The organism is Mesorhizobium sp. CC13, from assembly GCF_039907765.1.
Taxonomy (GTDB): Bacteria; Pseudomonadota; Alphaproteobacteria; order Rhizobiales; family Rhizobiaceae; genus Aminobacter.
The window spans coordinates 540,855-558,516 of record NZ_JARDJI010000002.1 but is presented as its reverse complement, the minus strand read 5'-3'; the positions used below and the strand labels follow the sequence as shown (position 1 = coordinate 558,516).

15 protein-coding genes are annotated in these 17,662 nt (G+C 65.3%); 7 read left to right on the top strand and 8 right to left on the bottom strand.

The genetic code is table 11. The annotated features are described in order from the left end of the window. Positions 1–1,019: 1,019 nt before the first annotated feature. Positions 1,020–1,583, bottom strand: coding sequence for a single-stranded DNA-binding protein (gene ssb / locus PV773_RS05775; protein ID WP_347965414.1), 564 nt, complete (start codon positions 1,581–1,583; stop codon positions 1,020–1,022). A 320-nt stretch (positions 1,584–1,903) separates the two neighbouring features. Here ssb and PV773_RS05770 point away from each other — a divergent pair, with 320 nt between their 5' ends. Next, positions 1,904–2,548 carry a VOC family protein gene (locus tag PV773_RS05770; protein WP_347965435.1) on the top strand — a complete coding sequence of 215 codons (645 nt, stop codon included), beginning with the start codon at positions 1,904–1,906 and terminating at the stop codon, positions 2,546–2,548. Positions 2,549–2,581: 33 nt separating this feature from the next. Here PV773_RS05770 and PV773_RS05765 read toward each other — a convergent pair whose 3' ends face one another. Further along, positions 2,582–3,001, bottom strand: a complete 420-nt coding sequence (locus PV773_RS05765; RefSeq protein WP_347965413.1) for an amino acid racemase — start codon at positions 2,999–3,001, stop codon at positions 2,582–2,584. Between the two features lie 1,114 nt (positions 3,002–4,115). On the opposite strand from PV773_RS05765, the gene uvrA reads away from it, so the two are divergent. From uvrA to PV773_RS05750, 3 genes are read left to right on the top strand one after another with little or no spacing between them, the layout of a single operon-like run. Then, positions 4,116–7,040, top strand: coding sequence for an excinuclease ABC subunit UvrA (uvrA, locus tag PV773_RS05760; RefSeq protein WP_347965412.1), 2,925 nt, complete (start codon positions 4,116–4,118; stop codon positions 7,038–7,040). A 33-nt stretch (positions 7,041–7,073) separates the two neighbouring features. After that, a complete protein-coding gene (locus tag PV773_RS05755) occupies positions 7,074–7,667 on the top strand; it encodes a hypothetical protein (protein ID WP_347965411.1) in 594 nt (197 codons plus the stop codon). An 18-nt stretch (positions 7,668–7,685) separates the two neighbouring features. Continuing rightward, positions 7,686–8,495, top strand: a complete 810-nt coding sequence (locus tag PV773_RS05750) for a DUF72 domain-containing protein (protein WP_347965410.1) — start codon at positions 7,686–7,688, stop codon at positions 8,493–8,495. A 195-nt stretch (positions 8,496–8,690) separates the two neighbouring features. On the opposite strand, the gene PV773_RS05745 is transcribed toward PV773_RS05750, so the two are convergent. Then, the gene (locus PV773_RS05745; protein ID WP_347965409.1) at positions 8,691–10,190 is read right to left on the bottom strand and encodes an NAD(P)H-hydrate dehydratase; all 1,500 of its coding nucleotides are present in this window, start codon (positions 10,188–10,190) and stop codon (positions 8,691–8,693) included. A 313-nt stretch (positions 10,191–10,503) separates the two neighbouring features. Between PV773_RS05745 and PV773_RS05740 the strand changes: the two genes are divergently transcribed. Both PV773_RS05740 and glnA read left to right on the top strand, forming a co-directional pair. Further along, a complete protein-coding gene (locus PV773_RS05740) occupies positions 10,504–10,842 on the top strand; it encodes a P-II family nitrogen regulator (RefSeq protein WP_340041484.1) in 339 nt (112 codons plus the stop codon). A 53-nt stretch (positions 10,843–10,895) separates the two neighbouring features. Further along, complete coding sequence (glnA, locus tag PV773_RS05735; protein WP_340041483.1) at positions 10,896–12,305, top strand: type I glutamate--ammonia ligase; 1,410 nt, start codon at positions 10,896–10,898, stop codon at positions 12,303–12,305. A 181-nt stretch (positions 12,306–12,486) separates the two neighbouring features. Here the strand turns inward: glnA and PV773_RS05730 are convergent, their stop codons facing one another. The 5 genes from PV773_RS05730 to crcB form a co-directional block, all read right to left on the bottom strand. Next, a complete protein-coding gene (locus tag PV773_RS05730) occupies positions 12,487–13,527 on the bottom strand; it encodes a glutamine synthetase beta-grasp domain-containing protein (protein WP_347965408.1) in 1,041 nt (346 codons plus the stop codon). Positions 13,528–13,726: 199 nt separating this feature from the next. After that, positions 13,727–14,521, bottom strand: coding sequence for an ATP12 family chaperone protein (locus PV773_RS05725; RefSeq protein ID WP_347965407.1), 795 nt, complete (start codon positions 14,519–14,521; stop codon positions 13,727–13,729). 12 nt (positions 14,522–14,533) lie between these two features. Next, positions 14,534–15,184 carry an HAD family hydrolase gene (locus PV773_RS05720; protein WP_347965406.1) on the bottom strand — a complete coding sequence of 217 codons (651 nt, stop codon included), beginning with the start codon at positions 15,182–15,184 and terminating at the stop codon, positions 14,534–14,536. Positions 15,185–15,198: 14 nt separating this feature from the next. Beyond that, entirely contained in the window at positions 15,199–16,182 is a 984-nt protein-coding gene (locus PV773_RS05715; RefSeq protein ID WP_340041488.1) for an RluA family pseudouridine synthase, read from the bottom strand. A gap of 35 nt (positions 16,183–16,217) precedes the next feature. Continuing rightward, positions 16,218–16,595 (bottom strand): fluoride efflux transporter CrcB, encoded by a 378-nt coding sequence (gene crcB, locus PV773_RS05710; protein ID WP_347965405.1) that lies wholly within the window; start codon positions 16,593–16,595, stop codon positions 16,218–16,220. A gap of 169 nt (positions 16,596–16,764) precedes the next feature. Between crcB and mazG the strand changes: the two genes are divergently transcribed. Then, positions 16,765–17,589 carry a nucleoside triphosphate pyrophosphohydrolase gene (gene mazG, locus PV773_RS05705; protein ID WP_347965404.1) on the top strand — a complete coding sequence of 275 codons (825 nt, stop codon included), beginning with the start codon at positions 16,765–16,767 and terminating at the stop codon, positions 17,587–17,589. The last annotated feature ends 73 nt before the right edge of the window (positions 17,590–17,662 follow it).

Here is a 17,662-nt window from a genome sequence, read left to right as displayed (position 1 = left end):
CCCCCCTCTGCCCTGCCGGCGTTCGTCGTTCGAAAAGCCAAGCAATTGGCTTTTCGTCGCCTTCGGCGACCACTCCTCACCCCCCACAAGGGGGGAGATCAGGCCGCCATCGACGTCCCGGCCAATCACCGACCTGCAAACCGCTGATCACGGCTAACCCACTCGCCCGGCAATCACTTTTGGCGAGCGGTCGCAGGATAGGCGCCGCCGGCGACGCGACTGATCTCCCCCCTTGTGGGGGAGATGGGCGGCAGCCCAGAGGGGGGTGGGAAGAAACGAGACTTTGAAATGGACGACCCTCAGGCAGGGACAAGGCGAAGGACCGCACAGACAGAAAAATCTCCGGCCCAGAGGAAAAGATCTCCACGTTGGGCCAAATCTCACGGCATGGATCCTAGGGTCCTCGCCACGGCGCTCACGCGCCTGCTTCACCCACATGACGACCCCGCGCCTACGCGTTCCGCCAACCTCGAGGCCGCAAGGATAAGCAGCTTGCGCTGGCGATTTGGCTTTGGCGCAGATGACGGCCGCAAGGCTGCACCCAGGTCGAAGGTCGAGCATGATCGCAGAGCCGCCGATCGCATTGGACAGCTTGCGCTGCCGCCCTGGCGGCGTCCCCCAATGAACGGACGACGAGGTCTCGACCGCCAAGACCTAGCTGGCAGCCCCGACCGCGACAGCTCTAGCTCGGCCTAGACCTAGTGGATCAGGGTGGGCCGCCCGCCGGGGACATGGCGCAGCCCCAGCGACGACAGCCGCTGCTTCTGTATAGACCTGATGATGGCTCGGGGCGGGCCGCCCGGCGAACATGGCGTCGGCGCAGCCCCGGCAATGACTGCCGCTGCCTCTGTTTGGACCTGATGATGGCTCGGGGCGGGTCGCTCGATGAACCTGACATCGGCGCAGCCCCGGCCACGACGGCCAATTCCTCGGCTTGGACCTGATAGCTCACGGCGGGCCGCTCGACGAACATGACGTCGACAGCGTCCTGGTCCGTCAAGAAATCTACGCCGTCGCGATCAGAACGGGATTTCGTCGTCGAGGTCGCGCGAACCGCCGCCACCGCCGCCCATGCCACCGCGGCCGCCGCCACCGCCGCCGCGGCCGTAACCCTCGGTCGGGCTCGACTGGCCGAAATCGGAGCCACGGCCGCCGCCGCCATAGCCACCGCCCTGCCCGCCGCCATAGCCGACCTGGCCTCCGCCACCGCTATAGCCGGACTCACCGCCCTGGCCGCGCGCGTCGAGCATCTGCAGCTCGCCGCGGAACTTCTGCAGCACGATTTCGGTGGTGTAGCGCTCGATGCCGTCCTTCTCCCATTTGCGGGTCTGGAGCTGGCCTTCGATGTAAACCTTCATGCCCTTCTTGAGGTACTGCTCGGCGACCTTGGCGAGGTTGTCATTGAAGATGACGACCTGATGCCACTCGGTCTTTTCCTTGCGCTCGCCGGAATTCTTGTCGCGCCAGCTTTCCGAGGTGGCGATACGCAGGTTGACGACCGGCTCGCCGGAATTGAGCCGGCGGATTTCAGGATCAGCGCCCAGATTGCCGACCAGAATGACCTTGTTGACGCTACCTGCCATGACACCGCTCCGCGCTCGTCCGAAACCAGATCCAAATTGTGAGGGCGCACATTAGCCCAATGCGCCATCCGCCCGCGCCCCCTGCGGGTGGAAAAGGACTTGCCGTCCACAAGTCATTTTCGTTCTTATTTTGTTCTATATCAGTCCACAACCATTGGCAAGAGCCGGCGGCATTGCCCGCATTTGGCCATCACGCCAAGCTGGTGCACCAGATTGACAGCTGCGAATGCCAAGGGCATCGTTGGCGTGCTTCATGGGGCGCATCGGCAGAACGCCGAAAGGGCAATGCCCACCTGGGACATCCAACTGCAATTGCGCCCATGCCGAGCCTCGAAAACCTCAGGAAGCAGGCCAAGCAATATCTCCGCTGGCATCGCCAGGGCTACTACCCGGTCGCCGCCGTGCTGAGAGCCGGCCTGCCGCGGTTCGCCTGCCTCGACGACGGCCAGATCATGCAGGCGAACTTCAAGCTCAGCGACGCGCAGGAATTGGTCGCGCGGCAACAGGGCTTCGACGGCTGGCAGGCGCTCAAATCGGGAGCCGATGACATGAGCCGACAAGACCTGCCGGCGCAGCCGCCTGTCCTTGCCGCGATTTCTGCGCAGCTGTTCGTCGCCGATATGGCCGCGTCCTGCGCCTTCTTCACCGAAAAACTCGGTTTCGCGGTCGATTTCGCTTATGGCGAGCCGCCCTTCTACGCCCAGGTCGTTCGCGACCATGCGCGCATCGCACTGAGGCTGGTCTGCGAACCGGTCTTCGTCGGCGATGTCCGTCGGCGCGAGCACCTGCTTTCAGCCTCGATCACCGTCGCAACCGCAAGCGAGATCAAAGAGCTGTTTGCGGAATTCCACGCCGCAGGGGTGACGTTTCACCAGACGCTGCGAAAGGAGCCCTGGGGCGCCCGCAACTTCATCGTGCTCGACCCCGATGGCAACCTGATCCTGTTTGCCGGACCGGCGGGCTAGGTAGGCGGCACGCCGTCGGGAAAGCAGCGGTCGCTAGCCTTCCAGCCGACCGGTTCGGTCTTGCGCGAGGGCAAGCTCGACCGCCGCCTCGGCATGAAGCTCCACCATGTCATGGGCAGGCACCGGGTAGTGTTCCATGGCCAGCAGCAGCGGCAGCTCGGTGCAGGCGACGACGATGCATTCCGCCCCCCGCTCCGCCAGCCCCTTGGCAAGTTGCAAGAGCAGCGCCTTCGAGTCCGGCTTCACCACGCCGAGCGTCAGTTCCTCGATGATGACGCGTTGCAAGGCGGCCCGCTCGTCCTCCGGCGGCACCAGCGCCTTGATGCCGAACTGCTTCTCCAGCCTTTCGCCCAGGAAGCCGAGCTCCATCGTGTAGCGCGTGCCCAACAGCCCTGCCCGTCTGTGCCCGGCGGCCTCGAGCGCCCTGCCGGCCGGATCGGCGATGTGCAGCAACTGGCCCGATGGCCGCAGCGGCCTTGTCGGCGACGCAATGCGGCGTCACCGCCGTCAGCATGGCGAAGGCCGCGCCGCCGGCCTCGAGATGCCGAGCCGCTTCTGAAACCACCGCGGCGACCCGCTGCCACTCGCCCTTGGCGGCGAGATCGTTGAGTTCGTCGAAGTCGAGCGTGAACATCAGCGAGCGTGCATTGTGATGCCCGCCCAGCCGCCGATGCGCCGCCTGGTTGACGAGACGATAGTAGAGCGCGCTGGATTCCCAGCTCATGCCCGATCAAGCCGATGAGCTGCGTCTGACGTTCGGCCATGGTTCTCCCCTCGCTCGGTCGAGCCTGGAGGGTCAGGTCGGAATGCGCTGTCGGGAAGACAAGAGCCGACCCTGGAGAAATTCCGCCGAATGCGCCGTGAGACTATCGGCGCAAGATATGGGGCGCAAAAATATGGCCCCGCCGCTCCCTGGAGCGCACGGGGCCGTTTTGTCGGGTTGTACCCTTGATTGCCGGGAGCGGTTTACCGGCTTTGCTCTCTCGGATGCTCGTGGCTCTCGGCCACCGATCCGACTACGGTTTCTGATTGTATGGGGGACAGCAGGTCACGGTCTGCGGGGCTGTTCACTCAGGAACGGCCAGGCACCTGCGCCTGCCGCGGCTCCGTCTCTCTAGCGGAACCTTTCGGGACTGTCCGGTGGAGTCATGCCTAGCTCCTACGTCAGTTGCGCCAAATGTACGCCTTCCGCTCAACTCGCGTGTCTGCGGCGTCTCGCAGACCGTCCGTAGCATGGTGAGGAGCCATTGAACGGGCTCGGCATCGGGCGACAAGGGCAGTCTGCATCCCTGATTCGGCCACGTCAACAGCAACATTGTCGGGCGGGAAAAATGTGAACGGCACACCGTCTTTCCGGATCTTGGCCCTGCCCCGCTCCTGCCATACCGTTGTCAGGATGCCGTTCGGCCTTTGTTCTTTTCGCTTGCCCGCCGGCGCCAAAGGCGCTTAAACGCTTGCCGGTGTGCGCGGCGCTGCTCTCGACCGGGCGTCGAAAATACCTACATAGGGGGATGGCCGGGCTCGCCCGCCACTCCGAGACATCCAGATTTGAGGCGGCGGCGCGGCAATGGCCGATCACAAGTACATTTCCATTCGCGGTGCGCGCGAGCACAATCTCAAGAACGTCGATCTCGACCTGCCGCGCGACAAGCTCATCGTCATGACCGGCCTTTCGGGCTCGGGAAAGTCGTCGCTCGCCTTCGACACCATCTATGCCGAGGGCCAGCGCCGCTACGTCGAGAGCCTCTCGGCCTATGCCCGCCAGTTCCTGGAGATGATGCAGAAGCCGGACGTCGACCAGATCGACGGCCTGTCGCCGGCGATCTCGATCGAGCAGAAGACGACCTCGCGCAACCCGCGCTCGACGGTCGGCACCGTCACCGAGATCTACGACTACATGCGCCTGCTGTTCGCGCGCGTCGGCGTGCCCTATTCGCCGGCCACCGGCCTGCCGATCGAGAGCCAGACAGTGTCGCAGATGGTCGACCGGGTGCTGGCGCTGGACGAAGGCACCCGCCTCTACATCCTCGCGCCCATCGTGCGAGGCCGCAAGGGCGAGTACAAGAAGGAACTGGCCGAACTGCAGAAGAAGGGTTTCCAGCGCGTCAAGATCGACGGCGCCTTCTACGAGATCGGCGACGCGCCGGCGCTGGACAAGAAGTACAAGCACGACATCGACGTGGTGGTCGACCGCATCGTCGTGCGTCCCGACCTCGCCACGCGCCTCGCGGATTCGATGGAAACGGCGCTGAAGCTCGCCGAGGGCCTGGCCGTGGCCGAGTTCGCCGACCGGCCGCTGGACGCCAGCCTGACCGGCGAGGACTCGGTCAACAAGTCCGCCAACGAAACCCACGAACGCATTCTCTTCTCTGAAAAATTCGCCTGTCCGGTGTCGGGCTTCACCATCCCCGAGATCGAGCCCCGGCTGTTCTCGTTCAACAACCCCTTCGGCGCCTGCCCGGCCTGCGACGGCCTCGGCAGCCAGCGCGCCATCGACCAGGCGCTGGTGGTGCCCGAGGACCATGTCTCGCTGCGCGAGGGCGCCGTCGCCCCCTGGGCCAAGTCGACCTCGCCCTATTACGCCCAGACGCTGGAGGCGCTCGGCAAGGTCTACGGCTTCAAGCTCGGCGACCGCTGGCGCGAGCTTTCCGGGGAAGCGCAAGATGCCATCCTGCACGGCACCGGCACGAAGGAGATCACCTTCAACTATGACGATGGCCTGCGCTCCTACAAGACGACCAAGACCTTCGAGGGCGTGATCCCCAACCTCGAACGCCGCTGGAAGGAGACCGAATCCGCCTGGATGCGCGAGGAGATCGAGCGCTTCATGTCGGCCACCCCCTGCCCGACCTGCGCCGGCTACCGCCTCAAGCCCGAGTCGCTTGCCGTCAAGATCGGCGGCAGGCACATCGGCGAGGTCACCGAGCAGTCGATCCGCAAGGCCAATGCCTGGTTCGAGGCGCTGCCGGCGCAGCTCAACGACAAGCAGAACGAGATCGCGGTGCGCATCCTCAAGGAGATCCGCGAGCGGCTGCGCTTCCTCAACGACGTCGGCCTCGACTACCTGACGCTGTCGCGCAACTCCGGCACGCTGTCGGGCGGCGAGAGCCAGCGCATCCGGCTGGCATCGCAGATCGGCTCGGGGCTGACTGGCGTGCTCTACGTGCTCGACGAGCCGTCGATCGGCCTGCACCAGCGCGACAATTCCCGCCTGCTCGACACGCTGCGCCACCTGCGTGACATCGGCAACACGGTCATCGTCGTCGAGCATGACGAGGACGCGATCCTGACGGCGGATTATGTCGTCGACATCGGCCCGGCCGCCGGCATCCATGGCGGCAGCATCATCGCCGAGGGCACGCCGCAGCAGGTGATGGCCAACCCCAATTCGATCACCGGCAAATATCTGTCGGGCGAACTGGAGATCGCCACGCCGCCGATCCGGCGCGAGCTCAAGAAGAACCGCCGCATCAAGGTCGTCGGAGCGCGCGGCAACAACCTCAAGAACGTCACCGCCGAAATCCCGCTCGGCACCTTCACCGCCGTCACCGGCGTGTCGGGCGGCGGCAAGTCGACCTTCCTGATCGAGACGCTGTTCAAGGCGGCTTCCCGCCGCATCATGGGCTCGCGCGAGCACCCGGCCGAGCACGACCGCATCGAGGGCTTGGAGTTCCTCGACAAGGTCATCGACATCGACCAGTCGCCGATCGGCCGCACGCCGCGCTCGAATCCTGCCACCTACACCGGCGCCTTCACGCCGATCCGCGACTGGTTCGCCGGCCTGCCGGAAGCCAAGGCGCGCGGCTACCAGCCGGGCCGCTTCTCCTTCAACGTCAAGGGCGGCCGCTGCGAGGCCTGCCAGGGCGACGGCGTCATCAAGATCGAGATGCACTTCCTGCCCGACGTCTACGTCACCTGCGACGTCTGCCACGGCAAGCGCTACAACCGCGAGACGCTGGAGGTGCTGTTCAAGGGCAAGTCGATCGCCGACGTGCTCGACATGACGGTGGAGGAAGGCGTCGAGTTCTTCGCGGCGGTGCCTGGCGTGCGCGACAAGCTCAGGACGCTCGACCAGGTCGGCCTCGGCTACATCCATATCGGCCAGCAGGCCAACACGCTGTCGGGCGGCGAGGCGCAGCGCATCAAGCTCGCCAAGGAGCTGTCGCGCAAGGCGACCGGCAAGACGCTCTACATCCTCGACGAGCCGACCACCGGCCTGCATTTCCACGACGTCGCCAAGCTGCTCGAGGTGCTGCACGAACTCGTCGACCAGGGCAACACGGTCGTCGTCATCGAGCACAACCTCGAGGTCATCAAGACCGCCGACTGGGTGCTCGACCTCGGCCCCGAGGGCGGCGACGGCGGCGGCGAACTGGTGGCTGCGGGCCGGCCGGAGGACATCGTCGCCGAGCCGCGCAGCTACACCGGCCAGTTCCTCAAGGAACTGCTGGAGAGAAGGCCGGGCGCGAGGAAGCGCGAAGCGGCGGAATAGCTCTGAGACAGACCTGTAGCAGGAGGGGGCAGTATGTCGATAAAGTTGCAGATTGCCCGCAACCAGCTGGGAGCTGCGCTTGAACTTTTCATTAGGAACAAGGACCCATTTTCCGTACAGGCCTTGGCGTGCGGTGGAAGCGAAGTAATCGAGGGACTGGCGTCACAGGCACAAATCCCCACTCTATCGACCCATATTCTGAGGACATTTCCGGACGTTGACATACGCAAGATAGCGGCGCTGCGGAATCAATATTGGAACGCGATCAAGCACTATCATAGGCGTGACAACTCAACTGCTCGGAACGACGAAGCGCTGTTGGCGGAATTCACAGACGCGGCAAACGACGCTCCCTTATTTATGGGCTGGCTGGACTATATGCTGCTGACAAAAATCCTACCTGTTGAAGCTCAAATCTTTCAAGTTTGGTGGTATGCAACAAACGAAGACAAGATGAATCCGGCAGTTGATCCAACTCCCTTTCGGACATTCTTTCCTCGAATTGGGGAAGTTGGCCGCATTGAACAAAAGCGTAGGCTTCGGAGAGCAGTCGAGAAATATCGAAATAATCGTGAGATTTTGGCCGATCCACGCACGGAGCGTGGTCCACTTCTGCGAAGTGCTTGACTGCGAGGGACTAAAAAGATGACCGCTTCAGGAAAAATCCGCGCCGGCATGGGCGGCTGGACGTTCGAGCCCTGGGAAGGAACGTTCTATCCCGAAAAGCTGTCCAAGGCGAAGCAGCTGACATTTGCCAGCAGTCAGGTGCCGGCGATCGAGGTCAACGGCACCTACTATTCCGGGTTCAAGGAGCCGACCTTCCTCAAATGGGCCAGCGAGGCGCCGGACGGCTTCGTCTTCACGCTCAAGGGCAACCGCTTCGTCACCAACCGCCGCGTGCTGGCGGAGTCCGGGGAGTCGGTCACGCGCTTCGTCACGCAAGGGATCACCGCGCTGGGCGACAAGCTCGGTCCGATCCTGTGGCAGATGGCGCCGACCAAGAAGTTCGACCATGACGACTTCGAGGCCTTCCTGAAGCTGCTGCCGGAGAAGCAGGACAGCATCATGCTGCGCCATGCCGTCGAGGTCCGCCATCCGAGCTTCGTCGTGCCCGAATTCGTGGCGCTGGCGCGCAAGCACAACGTGGCAATCGTCTATGCCGACCACGCCACCTACCCGGCGATCGCCGACGTGACCGGCGACTTCGTCTATGCCCGCCTGCAGACCGGCAGCGACGACAACCCCGACTGCTACGCGCCGAAGGCGCTGGACGAATGGGCCGGGCGGGCGAAAACCTGGGCGCAAGGCGGCGTGCCGGCCGACCTGCCCCGCGCCGACCCTTCGACCGACGCGCCCGTCAAGCCGCGCGACGTCTTCGTCTTCTTCATCACCGAGGGCAAGGTACGCGCCCCGCACGGCGCGATCGCCCTGATGAAACGGGTGAACGGAGGCTGAGCCGGGCACCGCGTTGCTTCCTTCCCACCCTGCTAGGTTTGCAGGACAGAGGGGGGTGGGAAGAAATGAGACGGTGAAAATGAGGGGAGATTGGCAGCTCCGGCGCGGGCGCTGCACTCCGTCCAGCACCCCTCATCCGCCTTCACTTCGTTCAGGCACCTTCTCCCACAAGGGGAAGGAAAGACGGCCCGCCCCTCACCCGCTCAACGCCGCGACGACCTCGCGCAGCGCGAGCGGAAGATCCTCGGCGATCAGGCCGGGGCCGAAGCGGCGGGCGGCGGCGGCATGCATCCAGACCGCGGCGCAGGCCGCCTCGAAATGCGGCATGCCCTGGGCCACGAGTGCCGCGACGATCCCTGACAGCACGTCGCCGGAACCGGCGGTGGCGAGCAGCGCCGTGCCGTTGGCGTTGATCGCCGCCCGCCCGTCGGGCGCCGCGATCACCGTGTCGGGCCCCTTGTAGACGATCGTTGCGTCCACCCTGGCGGCTGCCGCCCGCGCCCGTTCGAGCTTGGACAGCGCGGCATCGGCGGCGAGGTCGGGGAACAGGCGGCCGAACTCGCCGTGATGCGGCGTCAGCACCAGCGCCGGGCGGCCCTGCCGCCGGCGAGCCTCCAGGAAGCCCGCGCGCTTGTGCGACAGCGAGGTGATGCCGTCGGCATCGAGCACGAGCGTGCCGAAGCGTCCATGTCCTTGCATCATCAACTCGAGCGCGAAGCGGCCGACCTCCGGCTCCGGCCCCAGTCCCGGGCCGTAGACCAGCGCCGCGGGCCGGCGCGCCTCGAGGAAGGCTAGCGCGTCCTCGAGCCCGTCGCAGCGCCTGAGGATGATGGAGGTGAGATGTGCGGCATTGGTGGCCAGTGCCGATCCCGGCGACAGCACCGTCACCGCCCCTGCCCCGGCCCGCGCCGCGGCCATCGCCGACAGCCGCGCCGCGCCGGTGGCCGCGACCCCGCCGGAGAAGACGCCGACATGGCCGCGGCTGTATTTGTGGGCGTCGTTGGCCGGCGATGGAAACCGGCTGCGCCACCAGGCGGGATCGTTTTCCAGGCAGCGCGTGCCGGTGGCGGCGATCGTCGCGGTGGACATGCCGATGTCGGCAACGACGACCTCGCCGCAATGCTCACTTCCGGGTTGCAGCAGATGGCCGGGCTTCTTGCGCGCGAAGGTGACGGTCACGGCCGCATTGAACGTGGCGCCGAGCACCGCACCGGTTTCGCCCGATACGCCGGACGGCAGGTCGACTGCGACGACGGTCACGCCCGAGGCGTTCGCCCGCTCGACCGCCGCAAGGGCCTCGCCAGCCAGCGGCTTCGACAGCCCAGCGCCGTAGAGCGCGTCGACGACCAGGCAGCCTGGCTCCGGCAAGAAGCGCGAAAGCGGCTCCGGCGCGACCGGGCACTCGGCCGCCGCCAGTGCCGCGTCGCTGCCCGTCTTCGGCGTGCCGTCGGCGAAAAGCCTGACCGGCACCCCGCTTTCGCGCAGCAGGCGGGACACCACATAGCCGTCGCCGCCATTGTTGCCCGGCCCGCAGAGCACATGCACGGGGTGCGCGCCCGGATAGCGCGCCAGGACCAGATCGGCGACGGCGCCCCCTGCCCGGCGCATCAGGCCGATGCCGTCGATCGGCCCTGCCGCGATGGTCAGCCGGTCGGCCTCCGCCATCTCGTTCGGGGTCAGCAGTTCGAAGGCCATGGCACTATCCGTCCGGTCGTTGTCATGATGGTTATCACAGTGCGGGCGCGGACCGAAAGACACCGGTCAAAGCCCAATTCCTCGGCACAATGATGCATTTTTAGGCAGGCCCCGAGCGCAATTCGCGATGAAAATTTGTGCGCCCTCTGGTCAGCGGGGCGGAATCCGCCGCAATATCCCGTTTCTGCGGCCAGTGCGTGGGCAAACCGCTCAATTGTGTCGCAGGCGATGCAACTGGCATGCTTCGTGCTTCGATGAGCGCGAGCGGGTGCATCACCCCAAATGGATTCGGCAAGTGGAGGCCAGTATTCGCATGAAAAAGATCGAAGCGATCATCAAGCCGTTCAAGCTCGACGAGGTGAAGGAAGCCCTCCAGGAAGCAGGCCTCCAGGGCATCACGGTGACCGAGGCCAAGGGCTTCGGCCGCCAGAAGGGCCACACCGAACTCTACCGCGGCGCCGAATATGTCGTCGACTTCCTGCCCAAGGTGAAGATCGAGGTCGTGCTCGGCGACGAGGCCGTCGAGGCGGCCATCGAGGCCATCCGCAAGGCCGCCCAGACCGGCCGCATCGGCGACGGCAAGATCTTCGTCTCCAACATCGAGGAAGTGGTGCGCATCCGCACCGGCGAAACCGGCATAGACGCCATCTGACCCCTTTTTCTTCAGTCCATCCGATCCAACGTCATCAGACAGGAAAACAGCATATGACGACAGCCAGCGACATCATGAAGCAGATCAAGGACAACGACGTGAAGTTCGTTGACCTGCGCTTCACCGACCCGAAGGGCAAGCTCCAGCACGTCACCATGGACATCGCCGAAGTCGAGGAGGAAATGTTCTCCGACGGCGTCATGTTCGACGGCTCGTCGATTGCCGGCTGGAAGGCCATCAACGAGTCCGACATGGTGCTGATGCCGGACACGGACACGGTCCACATGGACCCGTTCTTCGCCCAGTCGACCATGGTGATCCTGTGCGACATCCTCGACCCGGTCTCGGGCGAGGCCTACAACCGCGATCCGCGCGGTACCGCCAAGAAGGCCGAGGCCTACATGAAGGCGGAAGGCATCGGCGACACCATCTTCGTCGGCCCGGAAGCCGAGTTCTTCGTCTTCGATGACGTCAAGTACAAGGCCGACGCCTACAACACAGGCTTCAAGCTCGACTCGACCGAACTGCCGTCGAACGACGACACCGACTACGAGACCGGCAACCTCGGCCACCGTCCGCGCGTCAAGGGCGGCTATTTCCCGGTGCCGCCGGTCGACAGCTGCCAGGACATGCGTTCCGAGATGCTGACGGTGCTGACCGAGATGGGCGTGCGCGTCGAGAAGCACCACCACGAGGTCGCCGCCGCCCAGCACGAGCTCGGCATCAAGTTCGACACGCTGGTCCGCAACGCCGACAAGATGCTGATCTACAAGTATGTCGTGCACCAGGTCGCCAACGCCTACGGCAAGACGGCCACTTTCATGCCGAAACCGATCTTCGGCGACAACGGCTCGGGCATGCACGTCCACATGTCGATCTGGAAGAACGGCAAGCCGACTTTTGCCGGCAACGAGTATGCCGGCCTGTCGGAGAACTGCCTCTACTTCATCGGCGGCGTCATCAAGCACGCCAAGGCGGTCAACGCCTTCACCAACCCGCTGACCAACTCCTACAAGCGCCTGGTGCCGGGCTACGAGGCGCCGGTGCTGCTGGCCTATTCGGCCCGCAACCGCTCGGCCTCGTGCCGCATCCCGTTCGGCTCGTCGCCGAAGTCGAAGCGCGTCGAGGTCCGCTTCCCCGATCCGGGCGCGAACCCCTATCTCGGCTTCGCCGCCCTGCTGATGGCCGGCCTCGACGGCATCAAGAACAAGATCCACCCCGGCCAGCCGATGGACAAGGATCTGTACGACCTGCCGGCCAAGGAGCTCAAGAAGATCCCGACCGTCTGCGGCAGCCTGCGCGAGGCACTCCAGAGCCTCGACAAGGACCGCGGCTTCCTCAAGGCCGGCGGCGTCTTCGACGACGACCAGATCGACAGCTTCATCGAGCTGAAGATGGCCGAGGTGATGCGCTTCGAGATGACCCCGCACCCGGTCGAGTACGACATGTACTACTCGATCTAAGGTTCGAGAAACAAAGCGAAAAAGCCCCGGAGCGATCCGGGGCTTTTTTATGCGCTGAGGCGCTGAATCGCTACGCGGCGCAGGCCATCCGCATGGCTCGTCAGCCCTCTCTCCGCTCCCTGGAAACGAAAAAAGCCCCGGACCGAAACCCGGGGCTTTGTTGTTCGACGCTGCCTAAAGGTTAGGCAGCTTCCTTGGTCTCGACGCTGGTCGGCACCGAAGCGATCGTCTTCAGGATCTGCGAGGCGATCTGGTAGGGGTCGCCCTGCGAGTTCGGGCGGCGATCCTCGAGATAGCCGCGATAGTCGTTGCGGACGAAGCTGTGCGGCACGCGGACCGAGGCGCCGCGGTCGGCCACGCCCCAGGTGAAGACGTGGATCGAAGCGGTCTCGTGCTTGCCGGTCAGGCGCAGGTGGTTGTCCGGGCCATAGACGGCGATGTGGTCGGCGCGGGCTTCGCCGAAGGCTGCCATCAGCGCCTCGAAATAGGCCTTGCCGCCGACTTCGCGCATGTAGGCGGTCGAGAAGTTGGCGTGCATGCCCGAGCCGTTCCAGTCGGTATCGCCGAGCGGCTTGCAGTGGTACTCGATGTCGATGCAGTACTTCTCGGTCAGGCGCTGCAGCAGGTAGCGCGCCAGCCAGATCTCGTCGGCCGCCTTCTTCGAGCCCTTGCCGAAGACCTGGAATTCCCACTGGCCCTTGGCCACCTCGGCATTGATGCCTTCATGGTTGATGCCGGCGGCCAGGCAGAGGTCGAGGTGCTCCTCGACGATCTGGCGGGCGATGTTGCCGACGTTCTTGTAGCCGACGCCGGTGTAGTATTCGCCCTGCGGAGCCGGGAAACCGCTCTCCGGGAAGCCGAGCGGGCGGCCGTCCTTGTAGAAGAAGTATTCCTGCTCGAAGCCGAACCAGGCGCCCTCGTCGTCGAGGATGCCGGCGCGGCTGTTGGACGGATGCGGGGTGACGCCGTCGGGCATCATCACTTCGCACATCACCAGCACGCCGTTGGTGCGGGCCGGATCGGGATAGACGGCGACCGGCTTCAGCACGCAGTCGGAGCTGCGGCCTTCGGCCTGCCGGGTCGAGCTGCCGTCGAAGCCCCATAGCGGAAGCTGCTCGAGCCTGGGGAATTCCGCGAACTCCTTGATCTGCGTCTTGCCGCGAAGATTGGGGGTCGGCGTGTATCCGTCCAGCCAAATGTACTCGAGCTTGTACTTCGTCATGCTGTCCTCTCAGTGTCGTGCTGCCGCCGGGGCGGCTGTTTTGCCGACATATGAGAAGCAAGCCTCGTGCCAACTGCGAAATGCAGCTGATGCAAGGCTTGGCACGACGGCACGCGATTGAAGTGCACAACAATTAGGCAGGTGGATGCCGGTCTCCGGCTCGTCCTGCACAAGCGACGTGCTGCGCCGCCCCGGCGGGTCAGGCCGGCTTCAGCGCGGTCAGCAGGGCAACGGCCGCCTGCATGTCGCGCTTGCGGTTGGCGCGGCGGGCGACGGCCTCGGAATCCTGGCCCCAGTGCTCGATCTGCCAGTCCTCATCGACGTGAGCGGCCGTCCAGGCCTCCTCGACGTCGAGTTCGCCCATCTCCACGGCCAGCGCCAGCAGCGCCGAACCGGTGAGCGCCGTCATGACATGCAGCGCTGCCAGCCGCATCGGCTCCGAGCGCTGCGAAAGATGGACGCCGAGCGCTGCGATCGCCTCGCGCGGCTGGTCGACATGCATCACGCCTTCGGCGAGCACGAAACGCGCGCCCAGCGACGCCCGCGCCCAGTCGATCACCGGATCCCAGGCATCCGACTGGCGCTGGACGAGCTTTTCCGGGCTGTCGGCGCGGTAGCACAGCAGATCCGAGGAGGCGAAGCGCAGGATGTCCTCGAGCACCGCCTGCGGGTCGGCGGCGACGCCGTCGATCGCCGTGTTGACGAGCCGCAGCACGGGCATGGTGAAGGGGTCGATGACTTCGGCCTGGGCGGCGAATTCGTCGGCGACGAGCTGCGCCGCCGCCGCGGTGGGCAGCGCGAGCAGGGCCTTGCCGGGCGTGCGCACCGACTTGCCGTCGAGCTGGACCGCATGGGCGCCGTCCGTTTCCGCCACCGATGCCTGCTTGTAGAAGCGCTTGGGCAGCGGCGTGCGCATCTGGATCTGCGCCCGGCGGATCGGATCGGGATCGGACAGCTGCGGGCCGGCTTCGAGATCGCTCAGAATGTCGCGCATGGTTCGCTCCTGTCAGTCGATGAGGGCCAGCAGTTCGGCGGGCGTGTCGATCACGGCATCCGCGCCGGTGGCGAACAGGCCTTCACGGTGGTGGTAGCCCCACGACACGCCGACCGCGCGTGCACCCGCGCTCTTGGCCATCTGCATGTCATAAATGGCGTCGCCGACCACCAAAGTCGAGGCCGGGTCGACGCCCATCTCAGCGCAGCATTCCAGCACCATGGCCGGATGCGGCTTCGACGGGCAGTCGTCCGCCGTGCGCACGGTGACGAAATAGCGTTCGAAGCCATGCGCTTCGAGCACGCGACGCACCCCTCGCCGCGACTTGCCGGTGACCATGCCGATCAGCACGTCGTCGCGAGCCGCCAATGTGCCTAATAATTGTGCAATGCCGTCGAACAGCGGCTCCTCGAAGTCGGGCCGGCGATGCGTGGCATTGAAATGTTCCTTGTAGCGGACAGCGAGTTGCCGGCACTCGTCGTCGAGCGGACGCTGCAAAAGGGCGGCGATCGCGATGTCGAGCGTCAGCCCGATGATGCCCTTGGTGGCGGCGGGCGTCGGAAGCGGCAGGCCGGCCTCGCGAAACGTCGCCACCATCGAGGCATGGATGATGTCGGCGCTGTCGACCAGCGTGCCGTCGCAATCGAAAAGTACGAGTTTCATGATGGTCCGGGGGTTCACTCGGGCGAGCCGCTTTCCTCGTCGAAGCCGATCAGGTTCCAGCTCTGGCGCATATGCGGCGGCATCGGTGCGGTGACGTCGATCACGCCCTGGTCGGGATGCGGGATGACGATGCGGCGGGCATGCAGGTGCAGGCGGTTCTGGATGCCGCCGGGGAATTCCCAGTTGGTGTCGTGCTCGAAATATTTCGGATCGCCGATGATCGGGCAACCGATATGGGCGGCGTGGACGCGCAACTGGTGGGTGCGCCCGGTATAGGGCTCCATTTCGAGCCAGGTCAGCGCCTGGGCCGCCTGCTCGAGGATGCGATAGTAGGAAACGGCATGGTCGGCGCCCTTTTCGCCGTGCTTGGCGATGCGCATGCGGTCGCCGTCCGGCGTCTGTTCCTTGATCAGCCAGGTCGAGATCTTGTCCTCGCGCTTGGGCGGCACGCCCTTGACCAGGGCCCAGTAGGTCTTCCTGGTTTCGCGGGCGCGGAAGGCCTCGGCGAGCTTCATCGCCGCAAGGCGCGTGCGGGCGACCACGAGCACGCCGGAAGTGTCGCGGTCGAGGCGGTGCACCAGGCGCGGCTTCTCGCCCTTCTTGTTGCGCCAGGCCTCCAGCATGTCGTCGAGATGGCGCGAGACGCCGGAGCCGCCCTGCACGGCAAGGCCGGCCGGCTTGTTGAAGACGAAGACCTTGGGGTCCTCGTAGAGCAGCATCTGGGCGAGCACGTCGCCATCATCCTGATTGCGCATGGTGCGCGCCGTCAGCGGCCCCTCGCCCTTCTTGTCGACGTCGAGCGGCGGAATGCGGATCACGTGTCCCGGCTCGACGCGCGTGTCGGCCTTGGCGCGGCCGCCATTGACGCGGATCTGGCCGGAGCGCAGCAGCTTCTGCAGATGGCCGAAGCCGAGCCCGGGAAAATGGGTCTTGAACCAGCGATCGAGCCGCATGCCCGCTTCGCCGGCTTCCACCGTGATCTGTTCGACGCCTGCCATCATTCACCTGTACGTTTCGAAGCGGCCCAATAGCATCAGCCGATGCTTCTTGCGAGCCACAAGCCGCAAAACAGCGCCAGGACCGCGCCGATCACGCTCGCGAGCGCATAACCCGCCGCCGAAACGGTCGCGCCACGTTCCCAAAGCGTCGCGACGTCGAGCGAAAAGGCAGAGAAGGTCGTGAAGCCGCCGAAGATCCCCGTAGCCACGAACAGCCGCAATTCGTTCGATGCGCCGGCGCGGCGCGCCAGCCAGCCGATGAACAGCCCCATGGTGAAAGACCCGACGATGTTGATGACCATCGTGCCCCAGGGAAAGTTCGGGCCGAACAGGCGCAGCGACACCAGGTTGACCAGATGGCGCAGCGAGGCGCCGATGGCGCCGCCCATTGCAACGAGAGATAGATGCAGCATGGCGACTACCTGCCTGCGCGCGCCATGGAGGTCAATGGGCAATGCGCCACACGAGGCCCGCTCAGGGCTGGAAGTGGGACCTGCAGGCATCCCAACTACGTTGTGGACAAGCCTTCGGCCTCCAAGGCCATTGTTGGGTCTGGCGCGAGCGGGTAATAGCATCGCTCTCATGCACCCTTCCAAGGACATCACCCGCCTGATCGAGATCATGGCAGCCCTGCGCGAGCCGGAAACCGGCTGCCCGTGGGACATCGAGCAGAACTTCGCGACGATCGCCCCCTACACCATCGAGGAGGCCTATGAGGTGGCCGACGCGATTTCGCGCAACGACATCGACCATTTGCGCGAGGAACTCGGCGACCTGCTGCTGCAGGTGGTCTACCACGCCCAGATGGCCGCGGAGGCCGGCGAATTCTCCTTCGGCGACGTGGTCCAGGGCATCACGACCAAGATGATCCGCCGCCATCCGCATGTCTTCGGCGACGCCGAGGCGCGCGAGGCGCGTTCGGCCAAGGGCATGTGGGAGAAGATCAAGGCCGAGGAGAAGGCCGAAAGGCGTTCCGCCCGCATCGCGCGCGGGCTCGACCCCGAGGACCACGGCAACGGCTTCCTGGACTCCGTGCCGGTAGCTCTACCGGCGCTGACGCGGGCGCTGAAGCTGCAGGAGAAGGCGGCGCGCGTCGGCTTCGACTGGGGCGAGGCAGCCCCCATCCTCGACAAGATCGAGGAGGAGATCGGCGAGTTGCGCGAGGCCATGGCCAAGGGCGACCAGGCGGCGATCAAGGACGAATTCGGCGACATGCTGTTTGCGCTGGTCAATCTCGGCCGCCACCTGCAGCTCGATTCCGAGGCGGCGCTCGGCGGCACCAACGACAAGTTCCGGACGCGTTTCCATTATGTCGAAAAGGCGCTGAACGAGGCCGGCAGCGGCCTGGAAGCGGCGACGCTCGACGAGATGGAAGCGCTCTGGCAGCAGGCGAAGACGGCGAAGTAGGTCGTCGCCGGCGAATGAGCTGGCTGCCCCAGCACACACGGGATTGAGACCCCCCCTCACCGGTTCGCTTCGC